This window comes from Sphingomonas populi (genome assembly GCF_004208535.1).
Taxonomy (GTDB): domain Bacteria; phylum Pseudomonadota; class Alphaproteobacteria; order Sphingomonadales; family Sphingomonadaceae; genus Sphingomonas; species Sphingomonas populi.
Map to the genome: position 1 here is coordinate 152,054 of NZ_SGIS01000007.1, position 12,413 is coordinate 164,466.

At 68.2% G+C, this 12,413-nt stretch carries 7 protein-coding genes; 5 read left to right on the forward strand and 2 right to left on the reverse strand.

The genetic code is table 11. The features are described 5' to 3' along the window. Positions 1–74 precede the first annotated feature (74 nt). Positions 75–5,873 (reverse strand): alpha-2-macroglobulin family protein, encoded by a 5,799-nt coding sequence (locus EWE75_RS06755; RefSeq protein WP_206364702.1) that lies wholly within the window; start codon positions 5,871–5,873, stop codon positions 75–77. 139 nt (positions 5,874–6,012) lie between these two features. Here EWE75_RS06755 and EWE75_RS06760 point away from each other — a divergent pair, with 139 nt between their 5' ends. The 5 genes from EWE75_RS06760 to EWE75_RS06780 all read left to right on the forward strand — a co-directional run bounded on the left by EWE75_RS06760 (position 6,013) and on the right by EWE75_RS06780 (position 12,021). Continuing rightward, positions 6,013–7,419 carry a glycosyl transferase family protein gene (locus EWE75_RS06760; RefSeq protein ID WP_130155895.1) on the forward strand — a complete coding sequence of 469 codons (1,407 nt, stop codon included), beginning with the start codon at positions 6,013–6,015 and terminating at the stop codon, positions 7,417–7,419. Beyond that, positions 7,416–8,438, forward strand: coding sequence for a hypothetical protein (locus EWE75_RS25480; RefSeq protein WP_231708248.1), 1,023 nt, complete (start codon positions 7,416–7,418; stop codon positions 8,436–8,438). The genes EWE75_RS06760 and EWE75_RS25480 overlap by 4 nt, the downstream gene beginning before the upstream one ends. Positions 8,439–8,516: 78 nt before the next feature. Next, positions 8,517–9,431 carry a sulfite exporter TauE/SafE family protein gene (locus tag EWE75_RS06770; RefSeq protein WP_130155896.1) on the forward strand — a complete coding sequence of 305 codons (915 nt, stop codon included), beginning with the start codon at positions 8,517–8,519 and terminating at the stop codon, positions 9,429–9,431. Between the two features lie 92 nt (positions 9,432–9,523). Next, on the forward strand, positions 9,524–10,291 hold the full coding sequence (locus tag EWE75_RS06775; RefSeq protein WP_130155917.1) for a TIGR02186 family protein: 768 nt from the start codon (positions 9,524–9,526) through the stop codon (positions 10,289–10,291). 74 nt (positions 10,292–10,365) lie between these two features. Further along, positions 10,366–12,021 (forward strand): ATP-binding protein, encoded by a 1,656-nt coding sequence (locus EWE75_RS06780; RefSeq protein ID WP_130155897.1) that lies wholly within the window; start codon positions 10,366–10,368, stop codon positions 12,019–12,021. Between the two features lie 30 nt (positions 12,022–12,051). Here EWE75_RS06780 and EWE75_RS06785 read toward each other — a convergent pair. Continuing rightward, positions 12,052–12,413 (reverse strand): IS30 family transposase (locus EWE75_RS06785; RefSeq protein WP_130155898.1); only part of this gene is annotated, 362 nt, incomplete at its 5' end.

A 12,413-nucleotide genomic window follows, 5' to 3' on the forward strand; every position in this document is an offset into this window, starting at 1 on the left:
GCGCCCCGGATTGAAGCGTTTGGGGCACGCCCTTCGACAGGCTCAGGGCGAACGGGTTGGAAGAACCGCTGACATCACCGCTGCTCCACCACCATCGGCGCGAGCGGCACCTGCGCGCGGATTGCGGGGGAATACATCGCCTCGACCCGGCTCGGCGGGAGTTGGAAGCGACCCGCGCCGTTCAGGCGGATCAGATACGACGCGGCGAATTTCCCGCGCGGCACCCAGTCGAAATAGGCCCGCCAGCTATCGTTGCGGCGCTCGACATAGGCCGCCGAAACCCCCGCCTGCACATCCCACAATTTGCCATCGGCATCGCGGATGTTGAAGCGCGTGCCGTCGCCGGCTTGCCCCTTGTCGGCCAGCATCTGCGATTGCCCGCCGAGATCGCCGATGATCGTCGCGCCCGCCGGGATCGGATCGTTGATGACCACCCAATTGCGCTCCGCACTCGCCTCGACGCCGATGGTGATCTTCAGCACGTCGCCGCGCGTCAGCTTGCCCGGCGTGCGGCGTTGCACCACCTCGACCGAGCGCACCATCCGATAGCCCGCGAACAGCGGCTGCTTGAGCGGCACCGCCGCCGACACCGAGACGCTCGCCCACGGCCCGGCGCCGCCGGCCTGACGCAGCACCAGCGGCGTTTGCGACGTCGGCAGCGCGAAGCTGGCGAGCCGCTGGTCGGTGGCGAGCGGCCAGCTTTTGCTGAGTGTCTTGGCGCCGAGCGTCAGCGTGGTCGCGCCGGAGATCGCGCTCGCCGGATACAGCGCGCCGAACTTGCGCGCGGCGATCGTGCCCCAGGCGTTGGCGGTCGTGGTGTCCCAATGGCCGTGGAGCTGGCGCAGCGCGACGCCGACCATCATCTTCGCCGCTTCGTCCTGCCAGCCGGGCCGGCCGAGCGTGGCGATCACCGACTTGATCGAGGCTTCGTCGGTCGAGGACATCAGCCACCACAGGCTGTTGCCCTTGTCGGACAGATCGAGCCGCGTGCCTTCATACACCAGCCGCGTGCGCAACTCGGCCTCGGCATTGGCCTTGAGCGCGGCAGCGTTGGCGAGGCCGGGGACGTGATCGAGCGCGATCAGATAGTCGGCGAGGCTGGCGCTCGGCATTTCCTTGGGCGTCATCGCGATCTGGCCGAGCATCGCCGGAGTCGCCGCGCCGGCGCGGGCGAGCGCCGCGAACGCTGCGATCTTTTGCGGGCGGGGATCACCATAGGTTTCGTGGCGCACGCGCCCGTCGAGCACCGCCTTCAGCCCTTCGATCATCCGCGTGCGCGGCGCATCGGGGATCGGCAGGCCGGCTTCCGAGGTCATCGACAGCACATAAGCGGTGAGCGCTTCCGATCCGTTGAGCGTGTCGGACGGCCAGTAGCGCAGCAGCCCGTCGCTCGCCTGATAGGTCGGGATATCGCTCGCGAGCGATGTCCACGCGCTGGCATCGCCGAGTGCGACCGCGCGCGACAGCCGCTGTTCGAAGCAGGTGTACGGATAGGCCGCCATGAACGCGCGCACGCCGGCAAGCGGCGGTGCGAGGCTGTCGTCGAGCCGGATGTCGACCGTGCCGCGCCCGGCGAGTGCGCCGGTGGGCGGCGCGATCGGGATCGTGGTGGCATCGCCGACGTGCGCGAGCGTCGCCGCCCACACCTCGACCGGGAACGCCGGCACGACATCCTGATTGACGGTGAGCTGGTCGCCGGCCTTGCCGTCCGCGCTCTTGGCGGTGACGTGCCAGCGCAGGTTGGCGACATTCTCGGGCGCGGTCAGGTTCCAGGCGATCGGGACTGCGCCGCCCGCCGGAATCTCGACCGTCAACGGTTTACCCTGCGCGACGCGCGGGGTGAGATCCACGCTCGCGGTGACGGTCATCGGCTTGTCCGAGCCGTTCCTGAGCGTGAAGCCCGCCGCGTAATAATCGCCAGAGCGCACCAGCGGCGGCATCGCCGCGTAGATCGACAGATCCTGCGCGGTGCGGACAGCGGTCGATCCGGTGCCGTAAAGCTGCGCGCCCTGCGTCGCGATCGCGACCAGCTTGAACGACGACAGCGCATCCGACATCGGCACGGCGATCCGCGCATGGCCATTGCCGTCGAGCGCGACATGCCCCTTCCACAGCAGCACCGGCTGGAAATTCTCGCGGTTGAGCCCTGACGAATCGGCACCGCCGCCGCCGCCCGCCTCGACCGCTTTCTTGCCGTAATGGCGCTTGCCGACCACCTGCGTCTGCGCGGTCGAGGTCAGCACCGAGAGCGGGCGTTCGCCCATCATCGCGGTCAGCACGTCCCAGCTTTCGTTGGGGGCGAGCTGGAGCAGCGCCTCATCGACTGCGGCAAAGGCGACATCGGCCTCGCGCGCCGGCTTGCCGTCTGGCGTCTTCACCGACACGTCGACTTGAGCGACATCGCGCGCGGCATAGCGCTGGCGATCGGCCTTGACCGCGACGCCAAGCGTGTGCGCCTCCCAGCCGACCTTCACCTTGGCGATGCCGAGCCGGTAGCTTGGCTTGGCGAGATCGACCAAAGCGGTCGGTTCCTGCCCCTCGGGCGGGCCGGATTCGAGGCCGAGCGAGCGGGCGATGCCGTGCAGCCAGCTCCAGAAGCCGCTCTCGACTCGGCCGCGCACCACCATCACCGAGACGAACACGTCGGGCGCGTAAGCCCCCGGCATCGGCACCTCGACGACCGGGTCCTTGCCCGAAAGCTGTGTGACGAAGCTCGACAGCACACCCTCGCGTTCGACCGTGACGAGCGCGGTCGCGCTGCGGAACGGCATGCGGACCTGGAAGCGGCCGGTTTCGCCCGCTTTGTAGCTGAGCTTCTCGGGGACCACGTCCATGCGGTCACCATTGTCGCCGCCGAACCACCAATCCTCGTCACCCGCCAGCCATACCGACGCGGTGGCGCGTGCGACATTGCCGTTGGCGTCGGCTGTGGTGGCGACGGCATAGATTTCGCCCGAGGTGCCGGGGTCGATCTTGCACTGTGCCAACCCTTGCGCGTCGGTGGTCGCGGTGCAATCCGCCGACAGCTTGGTCGTCGTCATCTGGTTGTCGTAAGCGTAGAATCCGCCGATCAGGCGCCGCCGCGCGGTCAGGATTTTCCGCGAATAGAGCGCGACCGAGACCTTCTGGTTGGCGATCGGCTTGCCCTCGGTGGTCAGCGCGACGAAGCGCAGGCGCAGATCGTCCTGCTTCATCAGCCAGCCGTCGGTCTTGATGCCGAGCTGCACCGCGCTCGGGAAGATCGGGACGCGTTTGGAGGCGGTCAGCACCTCGCCATTGGCGTCCTGATAATCCATCTCGACGAGCATGTCGGTGGCTGCGTCGAGGCTTTGCGGCACCTCGACCGTCGTCTTGGTGGTGCCGTCGCCGCCGAGCTTGGCGGGCAAGGTCTGCGTCGGCGGCAGCGGGGTCTTCTCTTCCTCGCCGTCGCCGTCGAGCGGCTTGGTGCCTTCGGTCACGTTCGCGCCGCCGAAGGTGTAGTTCTCGTACCCCTCGGGCGTCGCGGTGCGGCCGAAATAGCCGATGCGCAGATCGACCGGCAGGTTGGGCGCGCCGCCGCCCGAGAGATAGCCGACGAACAGATCGAGCGGCAAAGTCTTGGGGCGGACCTGTGCGTCCTTCGGGCCGGTGACGGTCGCGCGCATCGTCGGCAATTTGTATTCGTCGACCTTGAACGACTGGCCCGAGGAGAGCGTCTTGCCGCCCGCTTCGATGCTGATGTCGTAATCGCCCATCGGTGCGCCCTGCGGCGCGGTCCATTCCGATTCGCCGATGCCATTGGCGTCGATCGTCACGGGCAGTTCGAACACCGTGTCCGATCCGCGATGCGACAGCTTGAGCGTACCTGACGTCGCCGGGGCAAGGCCGAAGCCCGTGCCGATCTGCTGGCGCAGGATGTGCTTCATGTGGATCGTCTCGCCCTGGCGGACGAGCGCGCGGTCGAACACGGTATGGAGCAGGTCGCCCGCCGCCGAATAGCCATAGGGCAAGTCGAAGTTATACGGGCGGATGCCCTCGCCCCAATCGGTGAGGGTGAAGCTGAAATCGTCGCCGAGCCGTGCCGACACCATCAGCGCGTGCGCGCTGCTGCTTTCCTCGCAGCTCGCATAGGTTTCCGGTTCGGGCAGGCCCTTGGGCACGTACAGCCCGCCTGCTTTGTCGGTGACCCCGCGTGCGAGCAAAGCGCCGGTGCAGCTATCGGTAACGCGCACCTCGGCATTGGCGGCGGGTTTGCCGGTGTCGAGTTGAGTCACCCAGGCAAGGCTGCGCTCGCGGCCCCATTTGAAATGCACCGCCAGATTGGTGACGAGCGCGGCCGACGCGACATAGCGCGGTGCGTTGCGCCCGAGCAAAGCCTGCCCCAGCACCGGGCTGGCGAGTTCGACCACGTAGAAGCCGGGCTTGCCGAGCGGAATCCCGAACACCTCGAAATCCTTGCCCTTGCCGGGCAGGCCGAGCGAAAGCGCCTTGCCCTGGCCTGCGCCGAGGATGGGCGCCGATCCGGTGTCGTTGATCCGCACGTCCTTGCCGCCGCGCTTGACGACATGGCTCTTCTCGTCGTCCGCCTTGGCGACGGTGCGCAGCCATTGTGCGACTTCGCCGTCCGAACCCGAGACGCGCAAGCTCTGGCCGGGCATCGCCATGCTCTGCCCCTGCAACGCCGGCTCGACGTTGCGTACGGTGACGGGCAACACGCCACCCTGCTGGGCTTCGAGAATACCGAACGGGGCTGCGAACTTGATGAGCGGCGGCGCCTCGTCGAACTTCACGTCGAGCGGGAAGCGCTCGGCATTCGACAGCACGCGGCCGCTCTCGTCCTTGAGGCCGGCGGGGAGCGTCACCTTGGCGGTGGTCGCGGCGGGCAGGGGGGCCGCGAAGGTGATGTCGCTGATCGTCGCCTTCTTGGCGTCGTCCTTGTCGAACTTGGGCGAGATCGCCTTGCCATCGGCGGTGGTGATGCGGATTTGCTGCGCCGCCGACATCGCGATCGGCGCGGTGAAGCGCACATAGGCCTTCTCGACCGGCGAACAGCCCGCCTGTGCATTGACCCGGCTGCATTCGAACCGCGCGCTGAAGGGTTTGCGCACCGTATAGTCGAAGCGCTGGTCCGCACCGGCGGTCTTGCCGCCCGCGCTCGCGATGTTGGCACCCCACACCAGCGCCATGTCGCGGCCCGGCGGCAGCGGGCGCCGGCATTTCAGCGCGGTCACGCCGGCATAGGCTTTCTGGCGATCGGCCGCGCTCGCGGGCACCGCTGCCGGCAGCCCGCCATTGTCGAGGAAGCTGCGCACGTTCCAGTTGCTCGTCCCCATCTCGCCGAGCAATTTGCCGGGCAGATCGGCGGGCAGCACATCGACCGGAATCTTCTCGCCGATGCCATCGACCGCGCAATAGGCGTTGGCGGCGATCGAGGCGGGCGTGGCAGGCAGGTTGGCGGCGACGAGGAAGGTCTGGTCCTCCTCGATCTCGCCGTCATATTGCGCCGGCAGCACCGCGCGCGCGACCGGACCGCCGGCATCGACCTTGAACACGCGCTGGCCGGTCACTTCATAGCCCGACACGCTCTTGAGCTTGTCGTGGATCGTGAACGAACAGGTCGTGCCGCCGGGCAGGCCGTTGGCGAATTCATAGACATAGGTCTGGGGATCGACCCAGCGGCCGGTGCCGCCGACCGCGCACGTCACGTCATAGGGCGAGGCCGCGCGCGGATCGCCCAGCGCGACCATCGGCTGGCTGAATCGGGTGGTGAAACGCTCGATCGCGCCGTCGCCGATGCCCGGCGTCGCGAGCACGACTTGCGGAGAGGCATCGCCAAGCGCGGCGACCGGAGCGAGCGCCACCATCAACAGCGCGATACGGCCTGCGAACTTCATTACACGGTCCTCCCCAGGAGCGCGGGGACGCTAGGCGGCGGCACGGCGAGCGTAAAGCCTTGATTATAGCTTGATTGCATTTTGCATCTGCGAAACACTAGCGACGAATAGATAACGCTGATTCGGGGGAGTGAGGCGTTTGGGGGTTGGGGGCATCGTCCTTGTCGCGCTCGACGTGGCTGCGCGCGAAACCATGTTGTTCGCCGCGATCGGGTTCCTGATCGGCGGACTCGACGATCTCGCGGTCGATCTCGTGTTCCTGACGGTGTGGGCGCGGCGGCGGCTGAGTCCGGCCAGCATCGGCGACGGCGACGGTACACTCGCCGAATATCCGGTACGCGCCATCCCCCGCCGTTTCGCGGTGTTCGTGCCCGCCTGGGACGAAGCGGCGGTGATCGGCGCGATGCTGCGCACCACGCTCGCGCGGTTCGGCGCGGCGGACTATCGCATCTACGTCGGCGCCTACCCGAACGACCGCGCGACGATCGATGCGGTCGCCGCCATAGCGGAGCAGGACGCGCGCGTTCGGCTGGTGATCGGCGGCGTCGCCGGGCCGACCACCAAGGCCGATTGCCTCAACACGCTCTGGCATGCGTTGCAGCGCGACGAGGCGGACGGCCCACGCGCCGCCGCGATCGTGCTGCACGATGCCGAGGATGTCGTCGACGCCCACGAATTGCGCATCTATGACGCGCTGCTCGATCGCTACGCGGTCGTGCAACTGCCGGTGCTGCCGCTGATCGACCGGCGCGCGCGGCTGGTTTCGGGCCATTATGCCGACGAATTCTCCGAAGCGCATACCAAGAACCTCGTCGTGCGGCAGGCGCTCGGTGCGGGGCTGCCGCTCGCCGGGGTCGGCTGCGCGATCGCCTGTGACGCGCTGGCGGCGGTCGCGGTGGCGCGCGGCGGCGATCCGTTCGACGGGGGCAGTCTGACCGAGGATTACGAACTCGGCCTGATGCTGAGCCAGCGCGGTGCCACCGGCGTGGTCGCGCGCATCCGGGAGGGCGCCGGCACGCCGCTGGTCGCGGTGCGCGCCTATTTCCCCGCGACGCTCGAGACGGCGGTACGGCAGAAGACGCGCTGGATGATCGGAATCGCGCTCGCCGGCTGGGATCGGCTCGGCTGGGGACGGGTGCGGCATTGGTCCGAACATTGGATGCGGATGCGTGATCGCCGCGCGCCGCTGGCGATGCTGGTACTGGGCGTTGCATATGTCGCGCTGCTCGGCTGGGGCGCGTCGAACCTCGCGCACTGGCTGGCCGGCACGCCGATCCCGCACGTCGGCCCCGCGACCGCGCTGTTGCTGCGCGTCAACGCGGCGGTGCTGCTGTGGCGGATCGTCGCGCGCGTGGCGTTCACGACGCGCGATTACGGCTGGCGCGAAGGGCTGTGGTCGCTGCCACGCATGCTGGTCGGCAATCTCATCGCGCTGCTCGCGGTGCGGCGCGCGCTCTGGCGCTACGCTGCGATGTTGCGCGGCGCGCACATACGCTGGGACAAGACCGCGCATGTCTTCCCTGACGACGTGGCGATCGAGCCATGATCTCGGGGCGGGGCCGCCCGCTGCGCTTCATCGTCGTGCTGGTCGCGGGCTGGATCGGCCTGCGCACGGTGATGCTGTGGCCGCATGCCGAGGCGGTGCCCGATCGGGTGCGCGGTGGCGTTGCGGTGGCGCAGGCGCCGGCTGCAACACGGGCGGTCGCCGCCCTACCGCATTCGGTTCCGGCACCGGGCGAGCCGATCCAGCTCGCGTCGGTGTGGCGCGCTGCGCCCGCTGTTGCGGTGCATGGCGGTGCGGTGCAGCCGAGTCAGCCACCGCCGCCATTCGCCGCGCCGGTTGGTACGTCGGATGGTCCGCAAGCGCCGCCACCGCCCAGCGCGGGCCTGCCGCGCTTCGTGCCGGTCGCTGCGGTGGCCGGCACCGCCAATGCGTCGCGGCTGTCGGGCAGCTTTTGGCTGGTCACGCGGAACGGCGGCGGCGTCACCAACGCGCCGCTCGGCGGGCAACTCGGCGGATCGCAGGCGGGGGTACGGCTGGCGTATCTGCTCGATCGCAAGCACCGCGTCGCCGCGATGGTGCGCGTCACCAGCCCGCTCGGGTCGGGCTTGCGGGAAGCGGCGATCGGCCTCGAATGGCAGCCGACGCGATTGCCGGTGCGGATCGTCGCCGAGCAGCGCATCGCAATCGACGGCGGCAAGGGTGGCCCCGCCATCGAACTGGTCGGCGGCTTCGGCGCGCTGCCAATCGGCGCTGGCTTCCGTCTCGAAAGCTATGCGCAGGCTGGTGCGATCCACCGCGATCGCACCGAAGGCTTCGTCGATGGCGCGGCGCACCTGTCGCACCCGGTCGCCACGCTCGGCGCGATCCCGATCGACCTCGGCGCCGGCCTGTGGGGCGGCGCGCAACGCGGCGCCGAGCGGCTCGACATCGGCCCGTCGCTCACCGCGAGTCTGCCGATCGCCAGCCAGCGCCTGCGCGTCTCGCTCGACTGGCGCCAGCGCATCGCCGGCGCGGCGCGGCCGGGTTCGGGGGTGGCGCTGACGCTGGGCGCGGATTTCTGAGGCGCTTTCCCGCCTTTTTCACCCGAAGCTCCGCCCACGCTTTGCCTCGCGCCCGCAACCGGCTATCGCCTTGAGGCAATGGACATCTACCTGCCCATCGCCAATCTGTCGGTCAACGCGCTGGTGATCGTGCTGCTTGGCGGCGGGGTCGGGCTGTTGTCGGGCATGTTGGGCGTTGGCGGCGGGTTCCTGACCACGCCGCTGCTGATCGTCTATGGCATTCCGCCGACCGTCGCCGCCGCCTCCGCCGCCAGCCAGGTTACGGGGGCGAGCGTGTCGGGGGTGTTCGCGCATTTCCGCCGCGACGGCGTCGATACCAAGATGGGCGGCGTGCTGGTCGCGGGCGGGCTGCTCGGCAGTCTCGCCGGCGGGCAGGTCTTCCGGCTGCTTCAGGCGACCGGGCAGATCGATACGGTGATCGCGATTATCTACGTGCTGCTGCTCGGCTTTATCGGGTCGATGATGGGGCGCGAGGCGATCGGTGCGATCCGCGTGTCGCGCGGTGCGGCGGCGCCACGCGCGCGCAAGCGGCGGCATCACCCGCTGGTCGCGGCGCTGCCGTTCCGCACGCGCTTCTACCGATCGGGGCTGTACATTTCGCCGCTCGCCCCGCTGCTGCTGGGGTTCTTCATCGGCATCCTGACGATCCTGCTCGGCGTCGGTGGCGGCTTCATCCTCGTGCCGGCGATGCTCTATCTGCTCGGCATGACGACTCAGGTCGTGGTCGGCACCTCGCTGTTCCAGACGTTGTTCGTCACCGCGATGGCGACGATGGTCCATGCCACCACCACCAAGGCGGTCGATATCGTGCTGGCGGCGCTGCTGCTGCTCGGCTCGGTCGCGGGCGCGCAGGTCGGTGCGCGCTTCGCGGCGAAGGCCAAGCCCGAATATCTGCGGCTGGCGCTGGCGATCATCGTGCTGTCGCTCGCGGTGTGGATCGCGATCGGGCTGGGCTGGCGGCCCGCCGAAATCTATTCGGTCGAAGCGTCGTGAATGTCCCCCGAACCCGTTCGTGTCGAGCGAAGTCGAGACACCCCCTGCCACGCTTTGGGCTTGTCCCTCGACTTCGCTCGGGACGAACGGTGTTGGGGAAGGCGGGACTGGCGCTCCTGCTCGCGCCACTGCTGATCGCGGCGGAGAGCAAGCCGGTGCTCGTCCCCGACGTCTCGCAGCGCAATGTCGAGATCGTCTACAGCTTCACCGGCGCCGATCTGCTGCTGTTCGGCGCGATCCTCTATCCCGGCGGGCGGTTGCCCGATGACGACAAGCCGACAGACATCGTCGTGGTGGTGAAGGGGCCGACGCAATCGATCCTGGTGCGCGAGAAGGAGAAGCTCGGCGGGCTGATCTGGGTCAACGCCGCGCGGCTGCGCTATCGCTCGGCACCGAGCTTCTACGCGGTCGCCTCGTCCCGGCCGATCGCCAGCCTGCTCGACGAGCGCACCCGTGCGATCTACGAACTCGGGCTCGACAGCCTGCAACTCTCGCCCGCCACCAGCGCGCTCGACGACCGGCAGGATCGGTTCGCGCATGGCCTCGTCGATCTCAAACGCCGCGCCGGCCTGTATGTCGAGAAGCCCGGCGCGGTCGAGATCACCGATGGCGTGCTGTACCGCGCGGTGGTGACGATCCCAGCGCGCGTGCCGGTCGGGCGCTTCACCGCCGAGACGTTCCTGGTCCGCGACGGCCACGTCCTCGCGGTGGCAACACGCGACATCGAGATTCGCAAGTCCGGTTTCGAACGCTTCGTCGCGCGCTCGGCCGAGCGCAACGCCGTGCTCTACGGTCTGGTCGCGGTCGTACTGTCGGTCGCGTTCGGCTGGGGCGCGGGCCTCATCGCGCGGCGGTTCTAAACGCGAAAGCCCCGAACCCAATCTTTACGACTCAGCCGTTAAGCACATCGTCCTCGACTTGGGACGACCCGCGAATGACCGAAATGCCGGGCGGCCACGCCTTCGCCACCGCTGCCACGACACGCGCCGGCACCCCGCACGAGCCGATCGGCATGGTCATCGAGATCGCCGGATCGGGCGGCCAGATCGTGTTCGATCCCGACCGGCTCGCCGCGATCGGCGGGCGTGACGATCCGATCATCGCCGCCGCCGGTTCGGTCGGCAGCCAGATCAAGCTGCGTGTCGGCGGCATCTGGCTGATCGCCAACGTGCGCTCGCTCAAACTGGCCGACGATGGCGAGCGGATCGCCGCCATGATCGACTTCCTCGGCGAAGGCGATGAAACCCCGGAAACCGGCGTACTCACCCGCTTCCGCCGTGGCGTCACGCGCTATCCGATGCCCGGTTGCTACGTCTATCCGGTCGCCACCGCCGATCTGCGCCAGATCTACGCGACCGAGGCCCGCGCCCATATCGAGATCGGCACCGTCCATCCGACCCGCGATATCCGCGCCGCGCTCTATGTCGATGCGCTGCTCGGCAAGCATTTCGCGCTGCTGGGCAGCACCGGCACCGGCAAGTCGACCGCTGCCGCGCTGATCCTGCACCGCATCTGCGATCTCGCGCCGCAGGGCCATATCCTGATGATCGACCCGCACGGCGAATATGCCGCCGCGTTCACCGCCAACGGCGCGATCTTCGACGTTTCCAACCTGCAGATGCCCTATTGGCTGATGAACTTCGCGGAACATTGCGAGGTGTTCCTCACCTCGACCGGATCGTCGCGGCAGATGGATGCCGACATCCTCGCCAAATGCCTGCTGCTCGCGCGCGGCAAGAGCCGGCTGGGGCAGGAGATCGCCAAGCTGACCGTAGACGCGCCGATACCCTATCTGCTCAGCGACCTCATCACCTTCCTTCAAGCGGAGATGGGCAAGCTCGACCGCGCCGGCGACACCGCGCCGTATATGCGCCTCAAGACCAAGATCGAGGAGATCAAGGCCGATCCGCGCTACGGCTTCATGTTCTCGGGGCTATTGGTCGCGGACACGATGGCCGGGTTCATCGAGCGCATCTTCCGCCTGCCCGGCGGCGGCAAGCCGATCTCGATCATCGACGTGTCCGGCGTACCGTCCGAGATCACGTCGGTGGTGGTGGCGGTGCTGAGCCGGATGGTGTTCGATTTCGCGATCTGGTCGCGCAACGAGCCGCAGCGCCCGATCCTGCTCGTCTGCGAAGAAGCGCACCGCTACATCCCCAACGAACGCAACGCCGATGCCTCGTCGGTCGGCCGCATCCTCAGCCGGATCGCCAAGGAAGGCCGCAAATACGGCGTCTCGCTCGGCCTCATCGCCCAGCGCCCGTCCGATCTGGCGGAAGGCGTGCTGTCACAATGCGGCACGATCATCGCGATGCGGCTCAACAACGATCGCGACCAGGCGTTCGTGCGCGCCGCGATGCCAGAGGGCGCACGCGGCTTCCTCGATGCGATCCCGGCGCTTCGCAACCGCGAATGCATCATCACCGGCGAGGGCGTCGCGATCCCGATCCGCGTGGCGTTCGACGATCTGGAGGACGCGAAGCGCCCGGCGTCGGACGATCCTTTGTTCTCCGACCTGTGGACCGAAACCGGCGACGAAGACGCGATCATCGCGCGCACGATCAAGCGGTGGCGCGCACAGGGCCGCTAACGTCGCCCCGGCGAAGGCCGGGGTGTGGATTCACGTTTGAAGTGCACCGTTTGAGATTTGCGAGAATGCCTCGGCGGGGGTCAGGAAGTCGAGGCATTTCCGCGGGGTGTTGTTGAGACGGTCGGCATAGGCGCGCAGTTTCCTGTGGCTGACGGTGTCGAGGTTGGTTTTGCGGGGAAGCAAGCGCCTGAGGCGACCGATGGTGTTCTCAACGCCGCCCTTTTGCCAAGGGCTGTGGGTATCGCAGAAAAAGGTCTGGATCCCCAGGCTTTGGTGGAGCTGGTGATGCTCGGCGAACTCGGTGCCGTTATCGAAGCTGATGGTTTTTCGCAGGGTGTCGGGGATGAGACGGAGCCGATATGCGATCCGCTGTGCGGTGAGTTCGGCTTTGC

Bases quoted from the DNA above. Each gene is read 5' to 3' on its own strand.
- EWE75_RS06755 (WP_206364702.1), bottom strand. From the start codon at position 5,873: ATGAAGTTCGCAGGCCGTATCGCGCTGTTGATGGTGGCGCTCGCTCCG.
- EWE75_RS25480 (WP_231708248.1), top strand. From the start codon at position 7,416: ATGATCTCGGGGCGGGGCCGCCCGCTGCGCTTCATCGTCGTGCTGGTC.
- EWE75_RS06770 (WP_130155896.1), top strand. From the start codon at position 8,517: ATGGACATCTACCTGCCCATCGCCAATCTGTCGGTCAACGCGCTGGTG.
- EWE75_RS06780 (WP_130155897.1), top strand. From the start codon at position 10,366: ATGACCGAAATGCCGGGCGGCCACGCCTTCGCCACCGCTGCCACGACA.